Source organism: Alkalibacterium sp. f15, assembly GCF_049389645.1.
In the GTDB taxonomy this organism is placed as follows: domain Bacteria; phylum Bacillota; class Bacilli; order Lactobacillales; family Carnobacteriaceae_A; genus Alkalibacterium.
This window is the reverse complement of record NZ_CP186540.1, coordinates 2,359,847-2,383,816: the sequence shown is the minus strand read 5'-3', so window position 1 is coordinate 2,383,816 and position 23,970 is coordinate 2,359,847. Positions and strand designations below refer to the sequence as shown.

The window sequence follows — 23,970 nt, the reverse complement described above, 5'->3', positions numbered from 1 at the left end:
ACCCTTTCTAGTCTTTCAACCAAATTCTCATTAAATCTGCCACTAATTCCGGATTTTCTTTTGCTTCTTTTCTCACAAGATCTTCTTTATCGCTCATCACTTTATTTTTCTGCTGTATCACTTCATTTTCTTTCTGCATAATATCAGTTGAGTTCGTATTTTCTTTCATTTTGACGGGCGTATCTTTGACGATTTCCTTTTCAAAATAATCATCCTCAGATTTCCCTCGATTAACTAACGATAAAACAAAAATAGAAACAACCAATAAGAGTAAACCTAAAGACATATAGATCCAACTTGCTTTCAAGAACTGAATGATACTAGCAAGTATACCTTCTCCATCACCAATGATGAGTTCTTCTCCATCATCAAACGGCAGAATCCCGACTGTCACATCTCCAGCTAGCGGAACCTCTGCATCGTTATCCAAGCCCAATGCTCGAGAAACGATTTCAGAAATATCAGCTTCCGCAGGCACGACCCCAGCCTTTGAATTCACGACAACAGAAGCATTGATACCTTCGACAACGCCTGGCGCCTGCACATATCTTTTGGTTTCCTGATTCAATTCGTAATTGATTGTTCGGTCAAGTGACGCATTATTTTCTTGTTCGTCATCTTCGGCCACGGGCATCGCGCCTTCTTCGATGAGCCCTTGAACCATCGCTCTTGCACCGTCGAAACTTTCTGTCTGACTGCGTATCAGGCCTTTGCGGTTATCGTCGCCCACTTCTGTCATCGGTGCCGTGTATTCAATGGTTTCACCTTCAATTACATCAAAGTTCATCGCCGCATTGATGACGACACGCAGATTGTTATAGCCGTATACAGGAGATAACAATGATAAGATACGCTGTTCCAAATCTTTTTCATAGGCTTGTTTCATTGACTGGTGATTCGACGAGAAATCAGCTGCGCTTAAACTGTCCCCACCGGACTGTAAAAAGCCACTAAGTAAATTCCCACCCGTATCAACGATTTGAACATTTCCGATCGGCAAACGTTCAACCGCTCCAGTTACTAGAGAAGCGATCCCTTGAATATTCTGCTGAGACAGCGCACCTCTCGTTTCTATAACGATTGAGGCAGATGCTTCAGTACGGTACTCTGGATTTTGGAAAATACTGTCTTCGGGTAAAGATAACATCACCTTGGCGGCTTCAACTTGCTGCAGGGATGAAATGGATCGCTCGAGTTCCCCCGATAATGCCCGCTGGTACATGATTTGTCGGTCTTCATCCGTCGTCATCATGCTTGTTTCATCAAATATCTCAAAACCCGTTGATTTTTCTGGCATCAAGCCGTTTACGGCCAAATCGATTCGGTAATTGTCGACTTCTTGTTCATCGATCAGAATTGTTGTTCCATTGTCCTCTAAACGGTAATCGAGACTTTGTGCCTCCATGTCTTCTACGATGGCTCCGGCATCCGCTTCAGCTAAATTCGAAAATAATACAGTGTATGTAGTCCGTTGCATGAAAAAACCTATAATAAGTGTCGAAATCAGTGCTATCGAAACAAAAATGACAAGCTGCTTTCGTTTCGTTTTATCCAGCTGAAGCCAGCCATTTTGCATGGAAAGCCCCACTTCTTTGACTTTATTCATATTAAATCTCCCTTACTCTCTTCTCTAACTTACTAAAATTGCATATTTTTAATTTCGTTATATGCTTCTAACGCTCTATTTCGTAATTGAACAGCTACTTCTAAAGAGAGTTGGGCTTCGGTCGTTTTGATCATTACAGTATGTAGATCATCAGCTGATCCATCGACAAGCGATTGAATGGCCTGCGTGGATTCAGTTTGTTTGGCATCGAGAATATTCATTGACTGATTCAACAGATCCGTAAAAATATCCGTATTTTTTTCAGTTATTTTTGTAGAAGTGGTCTGCGCCACTTGATCGATCTGACGCATCGCTCCCGGGTATAGCTGGTTTAAAGGATTCATCACTCTAATCATTCCTATTCAATTAAGATTATATTACTTGTTGCCTATTTCCATTGCGCGCTTCAGCATATCTTTACTGCTATTGATGGCCGTCACATTCGCATCATATGTACGAATGGCTGTCATCATGTCGATCATCTCATCTGCCATATCCACATTGGGATAAGCCACATACCCTTCTTCATTGGCATCCGGATGACCCGGTTCGAAAACCAATCTTACATTGTCCTCATTCGCTTCTACTCCTGAGATTCTTACACCTTGACTTTTTCTTGAGACATCACCCGTAAATCCTGATTTCACTTGTCTTAAATTTTCTTCAAAAAGAACTTGTTGCTTTATGTAAGGACCTTCACCATCTTCTGTACGCGTGGTGTTGACATTTGCTATGTTCGTAGAAATCGTATCCAGCTTGAAGCGTTCAAGCGATAAACCACTTGCATTGATCTGCATCGAATTAAAAATAGACATTTTCTAACCTCCAATTTCACACTTATCTTAAGACCGAACGAATCATGCCATACTGATTACTTAACTGTGCCGATACTGCCTGGAAATATATGGCATTAGCTGACAGTTCAGCCATTTCAGTATCGATCGCGACGTTATTACCGTTTTCATTTATTCGATTACCTTTTTGCTCAATTGTTTGTGGTGTCACACCATTGAGACTTGATGCTCCAAAATGATTCGGATGATTCGCCTGCAAGCCAGTACCATCTATCGCTTTTTTGAGTGTCTCTTCAAAATCTACTCGTTTTGCTTTATATCCTGTAGTATTCACATTAGAAATGTTAGAGGAGATCGTTTCCTGTCTCATAGAAGAAGCATCAAGAGCATTTTTCAATAATTGCATATTTGAGCCAGATATCATTGTATTATTCCTTTCATCATAGGTATTTATGTATATTTATACTTACAATTTTCCCGACAAGACTTATTTTAAAGGACTAGGCTCAAAGTCGCAATACATCACTTACACTTAATGTACCTAAAAAGCTAGCATTTCGCCTTTTGATATCATTAAAATTATTACAGTTTGTAACAGCAAGATATTAAATATTACTTCTTGGTTCGATAAAAAGTGCATGAGAACAACCTTTAAAATGACATAGCGTACACTGATTCGTGATTCAACAAGTTAATGTTGTACTATTTTACAATTTATACTTTTGTAATAAAGCGCGAAATATAAATGTGACAGTTCTGTGAATTCACAGTAAAGGCTCTATTTGTTAGAAGTATAAAAAAATAACATTCGTTTTATAATTATGCAGTATATTCAAACTGACCCCTGTATAAAAAAATTGAATTATATGGATACAGCTTTTTTTTATACCATTATCAATAATATTATTCAACTAAACTAAAACTGACTATTTTTGTATAAAAAAAAAGACCAGCTTTAAATGCTGGTCCACGCTTCTAGGAGTTCTGACATCAACCGTCTGGTCTCTGCCATCTTATCCTGGTCTTTTTTCAAATTGGCTTGTATCAGTTGATTTAAAATATAGGAATACAATGCCTGTAGTTCACTAGCAATCGCATTTTCACCGTTTTGGTGATTGAGCGACACCATCAGTTCCGTTACAATATCCTGCGCTTTGATCAGGTTCGTATTCACTTTACCGTAATCATTGTTTTCTAAAGCCAACTCTCCCAAACGAATAAACTTGATTGCTCCCTCATAGAGTAGAATAACGAGCTGTTTAGGTGAAGCCGTTTCGATCTGGTTTTTCTTGTATTGTTTTGCTGCAGATGAATAAGCCATAAACCGTTCCTTTCTTACATATCCTTGTCAATGAATAATGATTTTTCTTTGTTCATATAATGATTTACAACATTTGATTTCTGATTCATTTGAGCTAATTGCTCAGTTAAATGATCGGATTCGTTTTTAATAAAGATGATCAGTTCTTTTTGTTTTACGATCAAATGAGTCAAGGTAGTTTTGTTTGAGTTCAAGAAGTCTTTTCTTTCTTCAACCGACAATTCAGAATCTAATTGGCTAATTTGATTAAACGACTCTTGATTCAAATTCAGGATTGCATTTGCCTCTTCGACAGAATCAGAGGAAGTCTGACCCCACTCATTCAATCGTTTAAGAACTAGATGCAGTTCATTTTCTTTTTTTGTATACTGCATTGATTTGGTAGTTGTAATCAGAATCCCTCCTGTCTTCTAATTCTGTCCTAATCCTAATTGACTGTACATTTGTTCAAGTTGTGATTCAGCCTGCATCATAGCCGTATCCAAAGCAGTAAACTGTTTGATGTAACGTGCTCTTTTAGCTTCTAAACGAGTGTCGAATTGAGTAATACGATCATTGACATCTTTAAGCATTCTATCATATGTGTCGTTTCGTGTCTTAATAATTCCAGAAGAACTAGAAATATATTCATTTACGAACGAATGCATCAATTCAGCAAATCCTAATTTTTTTGTAGAAGATGGTATAATATCTCCGTTTGCATCTGTTGTTTCAGGGACAGTCTCCGTTTTAGAAAAAAAGTCAGAAACAATTTTTGGATTCTCTTTAATTTTTTCTTCTAATACACTTTTATCGAAGCTAGCGACTCCATCACGACTAATTGTAATACCTATATCCCCTAAGCTTTGTACTGTAGTACCATTCAGATTTTGTTTAGTCATCATCATACGTAAACTAGACTGTAGACGCATAAGCGTCCCATCACCTGATAATGTCCCAGTTTTATTGTTTTCTGCAGACGGATCCCCAACACTTAATTGATCCTTAATATAATTTTGTGTTGAATTATATTGTTCTACAAATTTTTCGAGAGTTTCTGCAGCTTTATCCATATCCTCAGAAACTGTTACAATAGTTGCTTCAGCACCTTCGTGAATGTTTTTTAACCTGAAATCTAATCCTTCAATAACATTATTAATTTCATTAGATGAACGAGTAATAGCTAACCCATCCACAGTAAAATGTGCTTCATTTCCTATTTCAGCGACATTATTTAATCCTAATTTAGTTGTGATGTCATTAGTTCCTGTGACACTCATATTTATTTTCCCATATTCAGCATTAGTAAAAATCAAACGATTATCAACAATCGATGAGCGGATGCCTAATTCTTTTGTTTGATTATTAATTTTCTTACTAATGTCACTTAAACTATCAGTTGCTTCAACAGTAATCGACAAACCCTCTCCACCACCGTTAAATGATAAGGTTCCACTAAATGTCAATTCGTCATTTAAAGAAACTACAACTGTATCACCTGTCATACGAGTTTGAGTGGCTAATTGTTGTACTTGAATACGGTACTCTCCAGTTGCGGCTTTAGAAGTAGAAGAAACATTTAGGTTAGATTCATTTGATAATTTAACTGATTTTGATTCATACGTTTCTGTTTTTTTTAAATCATCCAGTCGTTTATATAATGAATCCAGACGTGTATTTAGATCTTTCCATGCATTTTTAGATTGAGTATACTGTTCTTTCTTTTGAGTGAATTTTACACCTCTTGATGCTTCTGCTTGAATCAATTTTTCTACCATACTCATGTCCATACCCGAATAGGTTCCCATAATATTCATTTTATCACTCCGTTCTGTCTACAGTAATACCTGACCATCTCCAGATACCTGCAATCACATCAAGCATTTTTTCAGGTGGTATCTCCCGAATCACTTCATTTGTTTCTCTTTCAACTAATTGAACCAGCGTGCGGCCTGTGCCCTCGTGTATTCTAAAGGTCAACTGAGCATTGATACGTTGCATTGCTGCCTTTGCATCCACAGCTATTTTTTCAAGCTGGTCTTTATTCATTTCAGACTCTAAGCTATCAGAAGACGTATCTATAGCTTCAACCGCTTTGATAGGTTCTATATTACTTTCCTCTGAAAAGAATACCGTATTTTTATTGGAATGTAAAACCCGGTCAATCGTTCGAATCGCATCGACAGAAGTCACACGCTGGTTCATAATCTTATCTCCTCTTTAAAGAAATTAAATTAAATAAAACCTTTTTATTCTATGTATGACAAAACCGAAGCAGTACAGGACTGCTTCGATTCTAATATATTTTCAATTCTTATGTTGAGGATATTATCCCAATAATTGTAATACGCCTTGAGGCATCTGGTTAGCTTGTGCCAACATTGCTGTAGAAGCTTGAGAAAGAATGTTAGATTTAGTAAAGCTCATCATTTCTTCAGCCATATCCACATCACGAATACGTGAATTAGCTTCTGAAAGGTTCTCTTTTGTTGTAGCTAAGTTAGAGACAGTATGATCTAAACGGTTTTGTGTAGCACCTAAGTTTGCACGTTCTTCAGACACTGATTTAATTGCCTCATCAAGTTTATCAATTACATCATCAAAGTCAGCTCCAGCAACAGCAGGATTTACACCTTCAGCAATTTTTGCTTCAGTTGAAACATCTAGTTTACTAGCTGCCTCTAAAACTCCGGCAGTTACAGTGCCTAAACCTAAGGATGCTGAAGTCATATCAGCTACTTTTAATGTAATGTCTTGTCCTTTGTTAGCGCCAATTTGAAATACAAAGGAACTCCCTGCATTAGCAGTTTCTTCTTTCAAAAGTTTTTTTCCGTTAAATTCTGTTTGATTTGCAATACGGTCTACTTCAAGAGTTAAAGAATCCATTTCTTTTTGAATGGCGCCCCTATCGTCTGCTGTGTTTGTATCATTTTTTGCTTGGATAGCTAAATCACGCATACGATTTAACATGCTGTGTGTTTCAGTTAATCCGCCTTCAGCTGTTTGGATCAATGAAATACCATCTTGAGCATTACGTGAAGCTTGTGTCATACCAGAAATTTGATTTTTCATTTTTTCAGAGATTGCCAAACCTGCTGCATCGTCTCCTGCTTTGTTGATGCGTAATCCTGATGATAGTTTTGCTAAAGAGTTACTTTTTGCTGTATTAGCTTGTCCTAGACGTGAATATGTATTCATCGCTGCTGTATTTGTATTAATACGCATATTGTTTTCCTCCAATGTTATATTTATATTTTTGTATATCACTCGTTCTACTATTAATATCGGTAAAAACACAAAAGAGTTAAGTGAATTCTCTGAAATTATTATAAAAAAAAGAGCCAGTTAGACTGACTCTTTTTTATTAAACCTACTATTAAATTATCCCAGTAATTGTAAAACGCCCTGAGGCATCTGGTTAGCTTGTGCCAACATTGCTGTAGAAGCTTGAGAAAGAATGTTAGATTTAGTAAAGCTCATCATTTCTTCAGCCATATCAACGTCACGGATACGTGAGTTTGCTTCTGAGAGGTTCTCTTTAGTTGTAGCTAAGTTAGAGACAGTATGATCTAAACGGTTTTGAGTAGCACCTAGATTTGCGCGCTCGGTTGATACCTTACTAATTGCATCATCAAGTTTTCCGATTATTTTATCATAACTACCATCTGTTTCAGAAGCTACACCAGCTGCATCAACAACATTTAACTTATCAGCACCTAATACACCAGCCGCATCTACAGTTCCAATCGCAAGAGATTTAGCTGTCATATTAGCAATACCTAATGTGATATCTTGTCCTTTGTTAGCACCAATCTGGAATGTGAAACTCGTTCCAGCATCTGTAGCAAGACCATTGACATCTTTAGCAGTTAACAATGATTTTCCGTTAAATTCCGTTTGATTTGCAACACGGTCTACTTCAAGAGTTAAAGAATCCAACTCTTTTTGAATGGCTCCTCTATCGTCTGCTGTATTTGTATCATTTTTTGCTTGAACAGTTAAATCACGCATACGATTTAAAATGCTGTGTGTTTCTGTCAATCCACCTTCAGCTGTCTGGATCAATGAAATACCATCTTGAGCATTACGTGAAGCTTGTGTCATCCCAGAAATTTGATTTTTCATTTTTTCTGAGATTGCTAAACCTGCTGCGTCGTCTCCTGCCTTATTGATACGTAATCCGGATGATAGTTTTGCTAAAGAGTTACTTTTTGCTGTATTAGCTTGTCCTAGACGTGAATATGTATTCATCGCTGCTGTATTTGTATTAATGCGCATATTGTTTTCCTCCAATATTATATTTATATTTTTGTATATCACTCGTTCTACTATTAATATCGGTAAAAATACAAAAGAGTTAAGTGAATTCCTGAAATTATTATAAAAGAAAAGAGCCAGTTAGACTGACTCTTTTTTATTAAACCTACTATTAAATTATCCCAGTAATTGTAAAACGCCTTGAGGCATTTGGTTAGCTTGAGCCAACATTGCCGTTGAAGCTTGAGAAAGGATGTTAGATTTAGTGAAGCTCATCATTTCTTCAGCCATGTCAACGTCACGAATACGTGAGTTTGCTTCTGAAAGGTTCTCTTTAGTTGTAGCTAAGTTAGAGACCGTATGATCCAAGCGGTTTTGAGTTGCACCTAAGTTTGCCCGTTCATCAGATACTGATTTTATAGCACTATCTAATTTATCAATTACTGCATCAAAACTACCTGGTGTTAAATCTCCAACCGAAACATTTAGTTTATCAGTTGTATCTAAAACTCCGGCATTTACGGTTCCTAACTTTAAAGATGCTGAAGTCATATCAGCTACCTTTAATGTAATATCCTGTCCTTTGTTTGCACCAATTTGAAATGTGAAACTGCTTCCTGCAGCAGCTGTTTCTTCTTTTAACAGTTTTTTACCATTAAATTCTGTTTGGTTTGCAATTCGATCTACTTCTAAGGTTAAAGAATCCATTTCTTTTTGAATCGCGCCTCTATCGTCTGCTGTGTTTGTATCATTTTTTGCTTGAACAGTTAAATCACGCATACGGTTTAAAATACTGTGTGTTTCTGTCAATCCGCCTTCAGCTGTTTGGATCAATGAAATGCCATCTTGAGCATTACGTGAAGCTTGTGTCATACCTGAAATTTGATTTTTCATTTTTTCGGATATTGCTAGACCTGCTGCGTCGTCTCCTGCTTTATTGATGCGTAATCCTGATGATAGTTTTGCTAAAGAGTTGCTTTTTGCTGTGTTAGCTTGTCCTAAGCGAGAATATGTATTCATCGCTGCTGTATTTGTATTAATTCTCATGGTTGTGTTTCCTCCTGAAGTATATTGTATGAAGTTATTGCCTTCTATTCTTAATATCGGCAAGAGCGATACTTAGTTAAGTACTATAGTTTACTTTTTAAAAATTTATCAAAAAAAATAATGAAAGACTAATAGTCCTTCATTACTTTAACTGTTTATCTTACATAGTCCATGATGTTTGTTTGTAATATTTTTGTCCCCATGCTGAGCGAGGCCTGATAGGCGTTCATTTCCATCGTGTAATTCATATAGGTTTCTGCTAAATCGATATCCTGATTTGTTGAAAGCGAAGTTTCCAGATTCAAATATTCTGATTCGTTTCGATCAAGCGCTGCAGTTAATCTATTCTGTATAGCACCTATCTCTGTTCTCTTATTTACGGTAAGTTCCAATTGAGATTCAATATCTCCCAATAAATTACCAAGTTTCCCAACATCATCAGCATCTAATGCTGTAAAGATATCATTAAATAGTTCACCAATGTTTTCGGTTCCATCGTTATTATTAAATAAATCGAGTCCATCTGTTTTTAACTCAACATTTACTCCACGAGCTATTTCCTTAGATACGTTATTATTAGCCATAGTTGAGCCTTCGTACTTAATACTAAAGTTTCCATCATCTGCACGTTCTGTCGTAAATGGCTTTGTCGTACTTTCTTTTCCTGCAAAGACGTATCTGCCACCAAAGTTTGTATTGAGTGAATCCATCATCGTTTCGACTTCATTCTCGATTTCAGTTTTGATTGCTTGTCTATCTTGCGTATTATAAGTACCGTTGGCTGCTTGCTGAGTCAGTGTATGAATACGCTGCAGCGAATTAGTCGCATTTGCCAGGGCTGAGTCTTGAACATTCGTAAAATCAATGGCGTCGTTGATCGTCGTTTTATATTGTTGGTTTTGCTTGATTTCATTTTTTAAATCCATGATTTTAGATACTTTTAAAGGATCGTCACTGGGACGACTAACTTGTTTCAGTGACGATAGCTGTTCCTGATATTTATAAACGTTATTCATATTGTTGTTCAAGTTAGATAGAAAATTTTGAGACATTAAAGAATTTGTGATTCTCATTTATTACACCCCAGTTCGGTTGATTAATGTGTCTAGCATTTCGGAAATTGTTTGTAAGACACGTGAGTTTGCTTGAAAAGCACTTGAGTACTTGATCATGTCAACAACTTCCTCGTTGATATCCACACCAGATATTGATTCTCTTCGTTGAGTCAATAAAGCCATGAGTCCGTTTTGTGTCTTCAACATATTATCTTCTTGTTGCTTAACGATACCAATGCCAGTAACCATACTGTTATACTTGCCAAAAAGTGTATTGCCTGTTGCACTATCACTGAAACTCATCGAACTTTCTTGATATACCCAGCTATCTGAATCTGAAGCCAGTGCTTTATATTGCAACGTGGCAATGGCTTGCGCACGACTGCCATCTCCAGAGATTTCATTATTTAATGAGGCTCCAGATACGATATTATCTGGAGTATTTCTAATTGCTTGAGTTACGCGGATAGAGGATGCTGCATTATTGGAGCTACCCAAATTAGCTAATGAGAAAAAATCATTACCATCTCCATCATTACTATGAATCGTATTAACCGCTTTAGCGAAACTAAATGCAAAATCATCTAAATCATTGCGACTAGCTACAATTACATCTAAAGCTTTCTGAGTTCCATTCATTTTTCCGGTCTTTGCTTCAACAGCATTATATTTGTCATCATTTTTTACAACAACTTGACCTAACTTTAATTTTTCTTCAGTCGTATCTCCGTTGGAAAAAGTAGACTTACCATCTTCTGAACCAACGACAACAGCCAATTCTTTTCTGGAATTACTATCCAGTACAGTTTGCCCGTCGATCTCAACAGACACTCGGTTGAACTTATCCCGTTCAACTGAAATATCGATTTTACCTGCCAAATCATTCAATAACTGATCTTGTTTATCAAGTAAATCATTCGGTGTAAATCCTCTAACAGATGCCTGCCAAATTTGATCATTTAATTTTTCCAGTTGCATTAAATCAGAATTTGCATCTAAAGCTGTTTTATCCAGCTGGTTCAATGTATTGTTATGTAAACTTTCCATAGAATTGGCCATATGGTGAACCGTATCCGTGAAGGTTTCAGTCGTTTGAACGAGCATCGTACGAGCCGAGGCTTCCTCCGGATTTGACGCTAAATAAGTCCAGGCATTGAACACTTCAGAGATTTGATTAGAAAGCCCTGTATCTGATGGTTCATTGAACACCGCTTCAAGTTCACCAATGGTATCAGATAAAGCTTGATGTCCATTGGTTGTTGAGTTAGCATCTCTCAACTGTGTCGTTATGTATGTGTCATGTACCCGATTGATACCATCAATACGTACACCTGTGCCGATTTGACCAATACCTGGAATGCTTGTTGCGAGATCTGCCTGCATCGTTACACGTTGACGGGTATACCCTGGTGTATTGGCATTAGCCACGTTATGTCCGATGGTTTGTAAAGCTGTTTGCTGAGCATTCAAGCCTTTTGTCGCTGTATTTAACGTTCCGAATAGTCCAGTCATGTCTTTACTCCTTTAAAGTGATTGATCCAGTAACGTACTCTTCTTAGAATCTTCGTAGGTTCCTTTTTTAGAATACGTTTTATTCTGATTCGCTGCTTTTTTTATATAATTCAGCATTGTTTCAGTAAACTGTATTGATTGCTCTGTCAATATTAAATTCGTTTCTTGTAATTGCTTGATTTCACGAGAAAGAACGTCGAGCTTATTCATCTCAACGTCCTCTTGATCAAACGCAGCTAATGTTAACATGATGTCTTCTTTTTCTTGAATGATTTCGTTTAATTTAGACCCATCATTGCTGATGAGCACATTTTTCTCTTTTTCTAATAATACTTTCAACTTCTCCATTTGAGCTAACACTAAATTTGTCTGATTCATTACTTATTATGGCCCCTTTTGCTCTTGTAATGCTTTGACTAATCCTTCAGAAATCTTATCTGGATCCACCTGATAGTCACCATTTTGAATGGCTTGCTTTATCGAGTCTACACGTTCTGAAAAGGCCACTTTATCTGCGTCCATCAAAGCTTGCGCTTCTTTGGAAATGTTTACCTGAACCGCTTCTTTAGAACCAGTTTTACTCACTTCTTTATCTACATCTTTTTTAGACTGTTTTATATTATTAACTGATGACACAACATTACTATATTTATTTATTTTCATCGTTCGCACTCTCCTTAACGGATTTTCACTGTTTAATAGTTTATTTTATATATTATGAATGTACCTTACACTTACTATCGGAAATCTTTCAGAATAATTAAGACCCATTTCTCCGATTATCAAACTAGCATAAGTATAAACAAAAATGCATAACAAATAAAGCCCATTTGAAAGTATAAAATATGAACACTATACCTTAATTTATGGAGTAAAAACACAATGACATCTAACTTATAGGAATAATCACTTTAGATGTCTGAGTATAAAAGACCAAACGGTTAATTAAACACCTAGATATTAAGTATCACATTTTATTACAATAGCCGTGACGCAGTTGGGAAAAGTGATATTAACTAGAATGCATATAATCAATGTACCACAGGTTATTATGATAACAACTTTACCAGCGTACCCGAGAATACACTCTGACAGCTCTTTCGTCGAAGTTAGTTAAGCCCGCCCACCGCAAAAAAACAGAAAAGCGAAACAAGCCCGCACTGACGTCTATAAAAAATAGAGAATGTGGCCCCGAATGAGCATACTGCGCAATGGGCCCGTTCATCTTTTTTTATATGACGTCAGGCTTGTGTAGCTAGACAACGAATTATTTTACGCAAAAAAAAAAGCAGAGATTTCTCTCTGCTTTTCACAATACTATTTTAAATGTCTGACTCGTTGTTCTTTACTCAAAATATTCGTAATTCGGATACCGAAGCTTTCGTTGATGACAACGACTTCGCCTTCCGCAATCAACTTGCCATTCACATATATCTCAAGCGGTTCATCCGTCATCTTGTCCAACTCAACCACAGATCCGGTACTCAAGGATAAAATATCTTTGATTGTTTTGCGACTCTTGCCTAAAACGACACTGAAATCGAGTGGAACATCCATAATCAAATCCAAGTTCCGTGGTGACCCTTTTGTATCATTACGTGGTAACTCCTGAAACTTAGGCTTTTGAATAGACACAGACTCAGCTTCTTTCTCTACTGACTTTTCAGCTTGAACTTCCTGTTTAGGCTCTTCAATCTTTTGAACCTCAATACTATCGCGTCCATTTAAAACTACAGCCTCATCGCCCAGCATGATCTCGGAAATTTCAATCACCGTGTCGATTGGTAAAATCTGCATAATTTCACTGTCAAGTAAGCCTTCGACACTCAGTTTGAATGAAGTAGTACACACAAGCTCAGAGTGATTAGGCATAGCTATAGCTGCATCTTCAGCTGTATCCCATTTCTCCACATCAGGAGGTGAAATATCGACACGTCGGTCAAACATCGTTGCCATCGCGGTCGAAGCTGAACCGATCATCTGGTTCATCGCCTCTGAAACGGCACTCAATTCCAGTTCTGTAAACACTTTATCTGCTAAATCTGTTCCATCATTTCCCATCATTAAATCTGCAATAATAATTGCATCCTCAATATTGATCATTAATACATTTTTACCCACTAAACCCTCTTTGAATTCAATCGTTGTTGCAACTTTAGGGATATCGATCTCATCAATGATATCTTTGATCGTGACACCCTTGACTTTGGGTGTGGTAATACTTACTTTTCGATTCAATAATGTGGAAAGAGTGGTTGCGGCCTGCGACATGGAAATGTTTCCGACTTCTCCGATTATATCTTTGATTACTTGACTTAATGGATCTTCGGTCGCTTCAGATTCTTCTTCCATCGTAGCCGTTCCATTAAGTAACGCATCAATTTCTGCTTGCGTCATTTGTTCACTCATCGTCACTCTCTCCTCCCGTAAATTTTAAAATTTCTACTGCCAGTTTATTTTCAAGTCGGCCAGGTTTCACTTTGAAATAGGGTTTGTTTTCCACATTCATTGTCAAAGGTCGAGACGTTTTATGATCTAACTGGATAATGTCTCCTTCTTCCATACCTAAAAAGTCAGACACATTCATTTGAGATTCTCCCAAGAGCACTTCAATGTCGACTGGTACTCTATTAAGGCTTGAAGCCAGTTGACCTCGTTCTGAAGCGTCAAACTCTTTTCCTGAATGGAACCAGTTTTTGAAACTCAATTTGTCTAATATATCTTCAAAAAATATGTAAGGAATACACATATTTATATATGTACGCTGGTTTTCCAATGACACTGAAAGAGTCACAAGAATAACAGGTTCATTCGGTGACATCGTTTGTAACAATTGCGGTTTTGTTTCAGTATGTTCTAACGTAACATCTATTTCTTTAATGTCTTTCCAAGCTGTTTCAAAAGAATGCAGGAGAGATTTCATGACATCTTCCAAAATAGCCATTTCGATATCTGTGAAAGTTGCTTTACTAGCCAAGACTTCTTCAGTCGATATGTCAGTATAGCCGCAAAGGAGCTCGATCATCTGCAGACTGAACTGCGGATTGATTTCTAAGATTTGCAGACCATTTAAAGGCTTACTTTGAAACACACCCATCAAGGTAAAGCTTGGAACGGAGTGAACAAACTCATCAAACGATACTTGCTCGATCGCAGCGATCTTTGTTTCGACAGGTCTTCTCAGTTGTGTTGATAATAAGTTGGAAGCCAGTTTAGAGAAATCTTCAAAAACCATTGTAATGGTTGAAAGATATTCTTTTGATAAACGTACAGGACGTCTGAAATCGTATGGCTTAACTTTCGGAGAACCCTTTTCTTCAGGGCCATCCTCTGTATCGATTTCTCCGCTATCCATTGCTACTAGCAGCGCATCGATTTCTTGTTGTGACAGAACTTGTTGGCTCAAGATACTTCCTCTTTCTCTATCAAGATAGATTCTAATTCAATAATACTCACCATCTCATTGTATGCAAAGACGTAGCCGGAAACAAGTGTATCCGTTTCTTCGTTCATTATTTGAATCTGGTCTACGTCGATATCCGTTACCCCGACGACTTTGCCGACCATAAATGCAACAGGATTATCTTCTGTATTCACAATGATTGTATTATTGTACCATAAATCTTGAGAAGTGCTAGAACCATTCAACAATACTTCAAGATCTACCAGCGTCATGATTTGCCCGCGCAAGTTGACTAAGCCTTTAGTCCAAGAAGGTCCTTGGGGGATGAACGTTTTATTCAAAGTAGTAGTTATTTCTTCTATATTTTCTGTTGTAAAGCCATAAAAATGCTCTTTTAATTTAAATACGATCAGTTGCACTTTAATTCCCCCTTGGTTTATCCTGGTACTTTATAGTATTGTGACAATTTTTCGAAACTTAATATTTTAGCGAATCGCTTTGTCCAACGCTTTGATGACGCGCTCAGTATCGAACGGTTTAACGATAAAGTCGATTGCTCCAGCACGGATAGCATCCATTACCATAGTTTGTTGACCCATAGCTGAACACATCAAGACGATAGCATCTTTATTGATAGCTTTGATTTCTTTCAATGCTTCGACGCCACCTTTTTCTGGCATGGTAATATCCATTGTGACGATATCAGGATTCACTTCTTTAAATTTCTCAACGGCTTCATTCCCATTTTGTGCTTCCCCAGCGACTTCATACCCATTCTTTTCTAAAATATCTTTTAATTTGATGCGCATAAATGCGGCGTCATCAACGATCAATACACGTTTACTCATTCTATTTTTTCCTCCTAATTAAATTCCTAATTCTTGTAATAATGCTTCTAAAACTTTTGGCTTAGGTACGAAATACAAGCTACCTTCAATGATATGTCCTGAACTATAAAAGTTATTTTTGATAATGAAGACTTCTTCACTGAAATGATTTTGTTCCATATAGACGCTCGATAAAATAGATCCAAACATATCCATCGTCATCACAGGTACTGAAGCGAACAGAGGCTTATCAATCAACTGCATCACTGCCTGAAGAAATGATTGGACTAGGATATTGCTTAGTTCTTTCAGCGCCGAATCCACCAATTCTTCACTTAATTCCGTGTAATCCGGTAAAACCATATATGCTAAAGCTTCCGCGTCTTCAGGATCAATAACAAATAAAAACACACCATATTCTCTGCCCATCAACTTGGACAAGACAGCCTTTACTATTGTATCATCTGACTGGATCGTTTCATATACTTTTTCATAAGGAAGTAGCTGGACAAACGGCACGTCCATCTCGACTTTTTTGCCGATCATTTTTGACAAGGCTGTTGCCGCGTGCCCGCCGCCGATATTAACGACCTCCTGCAAGGCGTCATAACGCAGGAGTGACTGCTCTTCAGACATAACTGAGAACCTTCTTCTTCGTACATATGGACGTCACATCTAAAATTAAACTGATGCCACCATCACCTAAAATAGTGGCTCCTAAATAAAGCGACAAGTCATTTAATTCGTTCCCTAATTTTTTAATGACAATTTCTTTCTGGTGGATCAGCTCATCGACAATCAATCCGTAATGTTTTTCCCCGATCAAAACCATGATAATGTGTTGTTGATCAGAATCTTTCTTCGGTATATCTAAAACTTCATTGATTCGCACTAAAGGAATCGTTTGACCTTTATATCGGTACACTTCTTTTTGATGAACGGAAATAGCTTCTTTTTCTTCAAAGCGACTTACTTTATCAATGACTGCTTGTGGAATGGCGAAGGTTTCCTGTCCGACTTTGACTAAGAGTGACTGGATAATTGAAAGCGTCAACGGCAGCGTAATTCTAAAGGTGGTACCTTTATCGACTACACTGATAGTTTCGATTTTACCGTTCAGGCTTGAAATTTTTTCTCTCACTGCATCCATGCCCACACCTCGTCCCGAGATCCCCGTTACCGTCTCAGCGGTCGAGAAGCCTGGATGAAAGATGAGATTCTGAAGCTGTTCATCCGTCATGCCGTCAGTGGAAATGCCTTTTTTTCGAGCACTGGCTTCGAGCGCTCTCGGGTCTAGTCCCTTACCGTCATCAGCCAGCGAAATAATCACCCTATTTCCTTCGGGGTAAGCTGAAAGTTTAATGGTTCCCGTTTCCGGTTTCCCTTTGGCCACGCGTTCTGCTGGTTGTTCAATACCGTGATCCGCTGCATTACGCAGTAAATGGATCAGCGGTTCGCCGATTTCCGAAATAACCGTACGGTCCAGTTCAGTGGATTCACCTTCAGTCACAAACTGTATGTCTTTACCTAATTCATTGGATAAGTCACGCATCATACGGGGGAAACGTTGGACCACGACATTAAATGGTTGCATACGCAGTTGCAGGACTAACTCCTGCAGCTCGGTCGTAATGCGTCCCACTTGTGTTAGCGGTTCATTTAAATCAACCAGATTGTTCTTCTCAGACATATCCTCTAACCGGGTCCGGTGGATAACGAGTTCAGAGACCAAGTTCATAAACTGATCCAAGCGCGTTAAGTCAACCCGGATTGTTTGTTTAGCTGTGACCGATTTCTTTTTATCTGGCTGCTTTTGCGTTTCATTGACTTGGATTTCTTCAATAATATCATTTGTTTCATCAACTACTTGACTAGATAACGCCACTTCAGCATAAGTCGTTGCTTCAATCGAAACGTCTTCAATCTCACTACAGTCTTCCACGTGTTTGAATAATGTTGCTTTGTCTTCTTTACTCAGGTAGTAAACAGCAAATGCATCATCCAGCTCACCCTGTTCCAAAGCTTCTGCAGTCGGTTTCATCTGAACGAAGTCACCCAATTGTTCAAGTTTACTGATCAGCAGGAAAGCACGCGCCGCTTTCATCATGCTTGTCTCTTCCATTCTGACTCCAATAGCGTAAAGGTGATAGCCACTGTCTTCGGCTGACTCGATGCCTACCCCGTCAGCTTCTTCTAATATTGGGAAATCATATGTTTTTGACGTTGTTGCAGTTGCCTCTTCAGATATAACCTCTGAGTGTTCACCTGCGGTTACCCGTTCCAGACGGTTGACGAGAGAAGAAATATCGACCTTTTCCAAATCTTCTGATCTTAGGTTTTCTACAATTTCCGTCAATGTATCCAGACTTTCAAAGATCAGACTGATCAAATCTGATTCGATTTTCAGCTGATTACTTTTCACCAGTTCAAATATATTTTCCACCGTATGTGTTAATTTAGCCATCGTTTCATAGCCCATGGTCGCAGCCATGCCTTTCAAGGTATGAGCGGCACGAAAGATGACATCGATGATTTGTTTGTCCTCAGGATCTTCTTCTAGATGTAAGACTTCCTGGTTCAATATCGCCAGGTTATCATCTGTTTCTTCAAAAAACAGTTCGCGGTAAGCACTATTATCTTCCATGTTTCTCCTCCTTTCGCTTATTCGATTTTCTCATAAATAAATGAGGCTACTTTTTTTAACCCGTACTGATCAGGCTGATAAATCGTTTCTGTTGCACCTGTAAAAAGTAAACCACCTTTGACGAGTGATTGACCCATCCGTTTGTAGATTTCTTCTTTGATTTCATTCTTGAAGTATATCGTCACGTTACGGCAAACGATCACATGTAATTTTTTCGGGTAAGATTCTAGAATCAAGTCATGTTTTTTGAAATCGACTTTACTTTTTATCTTTTCATCCAGGACAAAGGTTCTGTCGACTTCCTTGAAGTAACTGGCCTTATCAAAAATCGAAACGTTTTTCAGTTCGTTGTCCTTGAATATCCCTGTTTTTGCCCTAGCTAAAATCGTATTATCGATGTCCGTCGCAAGTATGTTCTGTTTCAGCGGTAAGTCGTGTCGGTCCATGATCATGGCCAACGAATAAGGTTCAGCGCCGATTGAACAAGCTGCACTCCAGATGGAAATGGAATCAAATTTTTTCGACAAGTCCGTCGTCAGCAGATGTTCAAAGTTATCGAACAGATCCTTGTTTCTAAAGAATTCAGTCACATTTATCGTTATATAATCAAGGAACTGTTTCTTGATACTTTCACTTGAATGAATAAGCGTGGAATATTCTTCCAATGACTCAGCACCCGCTTGTCTCATGATCGTCTGGATGCGGCGTCTCAACTGTTTTTCTTTGTAGGCATCCAACTGAATGTTTAAATTAGACTCGACCCACGTGTAAAAGAACTCATAATTTAACGTTGTCATATAGTCACCTAGTCATCTCTTTTATGATATCGGCTATTTTATACAAACTGCCGACTTGATCTGAGAGCCCTCTTTCAAACACGACTCTCGGCATACCGTAAACAATCGATGTTTCTTTGTCTTGAGACAAAATGTATCCACCCGCCTGTTTGATGGCTTCACATCCATCTGCGCCATCATTTCCCATACCCGTTAAGATAATGCCCAACGTGTTTTTACCGTATACCTCTGCGACACTTTTAAACAAATAGTCGACGGCTGGTCTGACACCATGGATTTTTGAGTCTTTGTTTAATTTGATGTGGTTATTCTTCACTGTCATATGTTTACCACCAGGAGCTAAATAGACCGTTTTAGGTTTGATCCGCATATTATCCTGCGCTTCGACAACGGTGACAGACGACAGTGTATCTAGCCGCTGAGCAAATGACGCGGTAAATACTTCAGGCATATGCTGCACGATAAATATCGGAATATCTAAATGCTCACTGATCGATTGGACAACATGTACTAACGCTTTTGGCCCTCCCGTCGAAGCACCTATGGCAATTACTTTAAGCGATGCTTTTTTATCCAGCAACTGTTCAGGCAAAAATTCGTTTTTCATTTCATGTCTTTGTGCTGATCTTTCTTCCGGAAAATGAACACTTATACGAGACTCTAATATTTCCTTAAACGTGTCCCAATTATCTTTTATGGAAATGGGTTTTTCGATAAAATCTTCCGCACCTAATTCCAGTGCTTCAATGGTCACTTTATCATTTGTTTTCGAGCTCATCATGATGACAGGAAGACGTTGCTGTTGTTTGATAGCTTTCAACGTTTCGATACCATCCATTACGGGCATCTCAACATCCAAAATCACCAGATCCGGCTGACTGCGCTCGATCACTTTCAGCGCTTCCATACCGTTTCGAGCAACGTCCACTACTTCCATATCCTGACACTCATTGATCATGTTGGAGAGGATTTTACGCATCAATGCTGAATCATCTACGATTAATACTTTTATTTTCATGCAAAATTCCTCTTCAATCTATTCTATAAGATAAATTCGTCTCTATTGACCATACGTACTTTGACATTAAAATCGTTTAAATCAACGAACATGGATCGTCCCATTTTCCCGCCCACATGTTCGGACAGGATGGGTATATTTAATTCTTTCAAAGTCGCTTTCACTGATTCAATATTCCGCTTGCCGATCTGCAAGGTCTGCGATTCACTCGTAAATGAAAACATGCTCGCGCCGCCAGCAATTTTGGCTAATATCTTTGTTTCGTTTGTTTGTACCCTCAGTTCTTCCACGATTTTTGGAAGAGCCAAATTGGCGAACTTGGCCCACTTGGACGTATCCGAAAAAGAAGAGCTATCCGGCAGCATGATGTGACTCAGTGCCCCGACTTTCGCTTTTGGTGCATAAAGAGCGATTCCGACGCATGAACCTAAACCGATCGTCGCCAGCTCATTGGGTGCTGAGGTTAGTTTATAATCTGAAATACCTACTTTTATCTGTTCCGACATGAGTCTCTCCGTTGTGTAGCTGTAGTTTGATCATTAAACTTTAATCGTATGAATGGCAACCAGTTTACGCATCTCTTCCGCCTGGTCGCCCGTGAATAAACTGTGCGGATCTAAAACAGGAACAATCTCATCTTTCACTTGCACAAACGCTGTAATGTAAGAGGTGGCTAGTCCGTCTACTTTCTCAGTTTCTTTATCAATCAGATCAGACGTATCATACGCCTGAACCGTTGTCACTTCATCGACTAGCAAACCCACTTGGGTCTCTTTCCAATTGACCAGAATGATTTCCGTTTCTTCCTGGTTCTGATTTGGCTGAGAGTAGAAGCGATCCGCCAAATCAATTATTGCGACCACTTCACCTTCTATATCTTGGACACCTACGATATAAGACGAGACATCCGGGATGCGCGTAATATTTTCCAAGGCTATTATTTTATCTGTTTGATCGATCGGTATGGCAAAGGTTTGATTGCCTGCTTTAAATAAAATATGCTGTGCCATTTTCTTTTCTAACTCCTTTGATTACGCAAATTCTGGTTCCAAATTATCAGTAGCTGGTTCTGACGTTTCATCTTCAGGTTCTTCCTGGCTGATCATAAATTGTTCAGCCGATGCTTTCAGTGTTAAAGCGACATTTTCCAAACGATTGATATGCGTTGTAAAATCTTCCATCGTGGCCAGGATTTCTTCCGCATTAGCCGAGACTTGTTCGGTACCCGCTGAATTTTCCTGTGCGCCAGCCGCAATACTTTCGAGCTGGGCAACCACTTCTTCTTTTTTCTCATTGATTATGGTGGTCGATTCTTTGACTACTAACATGCTAGTGACTAATTGTTCGAGTGATATCGCCACATTTTCAGATGCTTTAATAGCCTCTCCAATTTTTTCGGTTTGAACCTTGCTGTTATCATTTGTTTCATCTAAATAATCGACCATGTCTGAAGATTTCACTTGGATATCTCCGATAATGGATTGAATATTTTTTGAAGAGGTTGAGCTTTGTTCAGCTAATTTTCTGATCTCATCAGCAACGACCGCGAACCCACGACCGGCATCTCCTGCACGAGCTGCTTCTATGGAAGCATTCAAGGCAAGCAAGTTGGTTTTTGATGCGATATTCGTAATCGCTTTGACGATGCCTTCAATGTTTTGAATATCCCCGTCGACATCTTCAATTTTCACTTTCAAAGCATTCAGTGTTTCAAGTGTTTCGTTCCATTTCTGGTTCACTTCTTGTGTGGCGTGAGTGTTATCGCCGTTTACAATCATGGTCTTGTCTGCGTATTCACCCATCTGTCCAACAGCTTGATTGATTTCACCCAATGCATGTGCTAATTCATTCATCTGTGTCACCGTCGCCTCAGTATCTTGTGTCTGCATTGATGTCGATTCAGCTACACCGTTGATTGTATGTGAGACTTCAGCCGTAGATCGACTTGTCTGATCAGCAATTTCAGTTAATGTCGTTGCCATGCTTGACACATTTTGACTGTTTCCTTGAATCACTTTGATAGTTTTTTCAAAATTGATCAATGTTTTATTCAAAGCTAACCCAATCTGGTGAATTTCATTCCCTTTTGGATCGAGCGCTTTATTAATTTGCTTCACGGGTTTTACTTGTTTCGTTTTATTTTTCGATTTAATAGTCGGTAAACTCATTCTGAACAGATCTTTTTTAGAGATACGGCGGGTCAAATCACCTTTGCTCACATCATCAAATACCTCTAAAAGCGATTGCGTAATAGAAGTGATCAAACCAGTGATGATACCTGCAGTGATCAAAGCGATGAGGATGACAATGATAGATATAGTAATGATCATGCTCTTTAATGCTTCTGTTTCCTGTGCCATTTCATTGGCTCTCACCATACCATATACATTTAAGCCTAGTTGTGGGATGCGTTCATAATAAATTCCCAGTTGTCCACCATTGACGCTGCTATCATAAACCATTCCCGACTCATCATCAGCTAATGAATTTTGGAAATATGCTGTCTCAGCCAAACTATCCCCAACTGATTGTACTCTGGAAGAAGCTAGCACCTCTCCGCTGTTCGCCACTAGATTCACATAGCCTGTATTGGCCAATTGAATATCTAGAACATTTAAACGTATCGTTTCTATATCTAAATCTATCGCTATGACGCCTTGAACTCCCCCGTCATAAATTATAGCTCTATAGGCAGTCAGCCGTGTGCGATTGTTGATCGTATAAGGCTCAGACCAACCTAACTGTGTTGAATTCATCCCATCTTCTAACCACGGGAAAACATTTTCTGGATCAACGCCCACTTTGATGGCGGCAAAAGTTGTAATGTAAGGAATCGATTTATCTACTGGTATATAATGAATATCGGAAATGTTTGGATTACCAGTCGTTGCATAGAGAAAACTGCTTTCCAAATTTCTTCGTGCGTCATCGTACTCGCTTGTCAGTCGTGCTGTTCCTCCACCCAAAATCAGCATGCGTAATGTTTCCTCTGCTGCTTCGCCTGCAGTCGCGATGTTTGTAGCTAAATTGGAAGTGATTTGTTGTTCCTGCGCTTCGACTCTTTCTTTCAAAAGAGTCGTGTTGTTGTTATATGTAAAGAACATTGCGCCTAAAACTGGAATCAGCATCAATAGGATCAGGCTTAAGGCAATTGGGATTCGCAGACTCTTATGTTTCCCTTTCAAACTCGATTTTCCATTAGTACTGAATCTATTCGACATGTTGAGCTCTGACCATTTGATACCCTTAATTTTCTTGAGTAAATATTCCCAATAGTGCTTTAGTTTGTCCATTTCATATCTCCTCATAATTTTCAATTTGTTAGCTTCTTTATACATAATCGGTATGAAAGTAAAAATGTTTATGCTCTCATTCACAATAAATGAAAGTTCGTTTTTCCGTCACATAATAAAAGCTGAACGATTAGGCATGCTTGCCTAATCAGGACCTTATTGATATCACTTAAAAGATTTCTGACGGCGAGCGCTCCATGAGGTTCTTATGGGCATACCTCATCCTTATTTCTATCTGATTTAACCCAATCAAGGGTACTTATGCTCCTTATCGCTTAAATAATCACCATAGTTGAAACGTTATTAGTCAAACAGAGGTTTTTAGTGCCCTCTCAGGAGAAAAATATTCTCAGTGGGTATCAGCCGTTTATTTAGTGACTTCTCAGTTGATTTATTTTATTCAGTTGACGTTAGTCG

At 38.4% G+C, this 23,970-nt stretch carries 26 protein-coding genes; all 26 read right to left on the bottom strand.

All coding sequences use genetic code 11. The annotated features are described in order from the left end of the window. Positions 1-7 precede the first annotated feature (7 nt). The 26 genes from fliF to ACO1PF_RS11075 all read right to left on the bottom strand — a co-directional run bounded on the left by fliF (position 8) and on the right by ACO1PF_RS11075 (position 23,553). Complete coding sequence (fliF, locus tag ACO1PF_RS11200) at positions 8-1,606, bottom strand: flagellar basal-body MS-ring/collar protein FliF (protein ID WP_423189141.1); 1,599 nt, start codon at positions 1,604-1,606, stop codon at positions 8-10. 32 nt (positions 1,607-1,638) lie between these two features. After that, positions 1,639-1,950: a flagellar hook-basal body complex protein FliE gene (gene fliE / locus ACO1PF_RS11195; RefSeq protein WP_423190551.1), complete on the bottom strand. Its 312-nt coding sequence runs from the start codon at positions 1,948-1,950 to the stop codon at positions 1,639-1,641. A 33-nt stretch (positions 1,951-1,983) separates the two neighbouring features. Then, positions 1,984-2,421 carry a flagellar basal body rod protein FlgC gene (gene flgC / locus ACO1PF_RS11190; protein WP_423189140.1) on the bottom strand — a complete coding sequence of 146 codons (438 nt, stop codon included), beginning with the start codon at positions 2,419-2,421 and terminating at the stop codon, positions 1,984-1,986. Positions 2,422-2,443: 22 nt separating this feature from the next. After that, positions 2,444-2,824 (bottom strand): flagellar basal body rod protein FlgB, encoded by a 381-nt coding sequence (gene flgB / locus ACO1PF_RS11185; RefSeq protein ID WP_423189139.1) that lies wholly within the window; start codon positions 2,822-2,824, stop codon positions 2,444-2,446. Positions 2,825-3,355: 531 nt separating this feature from the next. Then, a complete protein-coding gene (gene fliS, locus ACO1PF_RS11180) occupies positions 3,356-3,721 on the bottom strand; it encodes a flagellar export chaperone FliS (protein WP_423189138.1) in 366 nt (121 codons plus the stop codon). Positions 3,722-3,735: 14 nt separating this feature from the next. Continuing rightward, on the bottom strand, positions 3,736-4,095 hold the full coding sequence (locus ACO1PF_RS11175; RefSeq protein WP_423189137.1) for a hypothetical protein: 360 nt from the start codon (positions 4,093-4,095) through the stop codon (positions 3,736-3,738). 36 nt (positions 4,096-4,131) lie between these two features. After that, entirely contained in the window at positions 4,132-5,517 is a 1,386-nt protein-coding gene (fliD, locus tag ACO1PF_RS11170; RefSeq protein ID WP_423189136.1) for a flagellar filament capping protein FliD, read from the bottom strand. Positions 5,518-5,521: 4 nt separating this feature from the next. Continuing rightward, the gene (locus ACO1PF_RS11165) at positions 5,522-5,905 is read right to left on the bottom strand and encodes a flagellar protein FlaG (RefSeq protein WP_423189135.1); all 384 of its coding nucleotides are present in this window, start codon (positions 5,903-5,905) and stop codon (positions 5,522-5,524) included. 123 nt (positions 5,906-6,028) lie between these two features. Beyond that, positions 6,029-6,925 carry a flagellin gene (locus ACO1PF_RS11160; RefSeq protein ID WP_423189134.1) on the bottom strand — a complete coding sequence of 299 codons (897 nt, stop codon included), beginning with the start codon at positions 6,923-6,925 and terminating at the stop codon, positions 6,029-6,031. Between the two features lie 156 nt (positions 6,926-7,081). Continuing rightward, entirely contained in the window at positions 7,082-7,978 is an 897-nt protein-coding gene (locus ACO1PF_RS11155; protein WP_423189133.1) for a flagellin, read from the bottom strand. 156 nt (positions 7,979-8,134) lie between these two features. After that, positions 8,135-9,004 carry a flagellin gene (locus ACO1PF_RS11150; RefSeq protein WP_423189132.1) on the bottom strand — a complete coding sequence of 290 codons (870 nt, stop codon included), beginning with the start codon at positions 9,002-9,004 and terminating at the stop codon, positions 8,135-8,137. A 155-nt stretch (positions 9,005-9,159) separates the two neighbouring features. Then, positions 9,160-10,077, bottom strand: coding sequence for a flagellar hook-associated protein FlgL (gene flgL / locus ACO1PF_RS11145; protein ID WP_423189131.1), 918 nt, complete (start codon positions 10,075-10,077; stop codon positions 9,160-9,162). A gap of 3 nt (positions 10,078-10,080) precedes the next feature. Continuing rightward, entirely contained in the window at positions 10,081-11,571 is a 1,491-nt protein-coding gene (gene flgK, locus ACO1PF_RS11140) for a flagellar hook-associated protein FlgK (RefSeq protein WP_423189130.1), read from the bottom strand. Positions 11,572-11,583: 12 nt separating this feature from the next. Further along, positions 11,584-11,949, bottom strand: a complete 366-nt coding sequence (flgN, locus tag ACO1PF_RS11135) for a flagellar export chaperone FlgN (protein ID WP_423189129.1) — start codon at positions 11,947-11,949, stop codon at positions 11,584-11,586. A gap of 6 nt (positions 11,950-11,955) precedes the next feature. Continuing rightward, a complete protein-coding gene (flgM, locus tag ACO1PF_RS11130) occupies positions 11,956-12,234 on the bottom strand; it encodes a flagellar biosynthesis anti-sigma factor FlgM (protein ID WP_423189128.1) in 279 nt (92 codons plus the stop codon). Between the two features lie 654 nt (positions 12,235-12,888). Then, positions 12,889-13,980, bottom strand: a complete 1,092-nt coding sequence (fliY, locus tag ACO1PF_RS11125) for a flagellar motor switch phosphatase FliY (RefSeq protein ID WP_423189127.1) — start codon at positions 13,978-13,980, stop codon at positions 12,889-12,891. Continuing rightward, entirely contained in the window at positions 13,973-14,977 is a 1,005-nt protein-coding gene (gene fliM / locus ACO1PF_RS11120) for a flagellar motor switch protein FliM (protein WP_423189126.1), read from the bottom strand. Before fliM ends, fliY begins: the two co-directional genes overlap by 8 nt. Next, positions 14,974-15,393: a chemotaxis protein CheW gene (locus ACO1PF_RS11115; RefSeq protein WP_423189125.1), complete on the bottom strand. Its 420-nt coding sequence runs from the start codon at positions 15,391-15,393 to the stop codon at positions 14,974-14,976. The genes fliM and ACO1PF_RS11115 overlap by 4 nt, the downstream gene beginning before the upstream one ends. 66 nt (positions 15,394-15,459) lie before the next feature. Continuing rightward, a complete protein-coding gene (locus ACO1PF_RS11110) occupies positions 15,460-15,822 on the bottom strand; it encodes a response regulator (RefSeq protein WP_423189124.1) in 363 nt (120 codons plus the stop codon). Positions 15,823-15,840: 18 nt separating this feature from the next. Next, positions 15,841-16,437: a chemotaxis protein CheC gene (locus ACO1PF_RS11105; RefSeq protein WP_423189123.1), complete on the bottom strand. Its 597-nt coding sequence runs from the start codon at positions 16,435-16,437 to the stop codon at positions 15,841-15,843. Further along, positions 16,430-18,445: a chemotaxis protein CheW gene (locus ACO1PF_RS11100; RefSeq protein WP_423189122.1), complete on the bottom strand. Its 2,016-nt coding sequence runs from the start codon at positions 18,443-18,445 to the stop codon at positions 16,430-16,432. The genes ACO1PF_RS11105 and ACO1PF_RS11100 overlap by 8 nt, the downstream gene beginning before the upstream one ends. 17 nt (positions 18,446-18,462) lie before the next feature. Further along, entirely contained in the window at positions 18,463-19,242 is a 780-nt protein-coding gene (locus tag ACO1PF_RS11095; protein WP_423189121.1) for a CheR family methyltransferase, read from the bottom strand. 4 nt (positions 19,243-19,246) lie between these two features. Next, on the bottom strand, positions 19,247-20,260 hold the full coding sequence (locus tag ACO1PF_RS11090; protein ID WP_423189120.1) for a protein-glutamate methylesterase/protein-glutamine glutaminase: 1,014 nt from the start codon (positions 20,258-20,260) through the stop codon (positions 19,247-19,249). 23 nt (positions 20,261-20,283) lie between these two features. Continuing rightward, entirely contained in the window at positions 20,284-20,766 is a 483-nt protein-coding gene (locus ACO1PF_RS11085; RefSeq protein WP_423189119.1) for a chemotaxis protein CheD, read from the bottom strand. 33 nt (positions 20,767-20,799) lie between these two features. After that, a complete protein-coding gene (locus ACO1PF_RS11080; protein WP_423189118.1) occupies positions 20,800-21,270 on the bottom strand; it encodes a chemotaxis protein CheW in 471 nt (156 codons plus the stop codon). Between the two features lie 21 nt (positions 21,271-21,291). Next, positions 21,292-23,553, bottom strand: a complete 2,262-nt coding sequence (locus ACO1PF_RS11075) for a methyl-accepting chemotaxis protein (protein ID WP_423189117.1) — start codon at positions 23,551-23,553, stop codon at positions 21,292-21,294. Positions 23,554-23,970 lie beyond the last annotated feature (417 nt).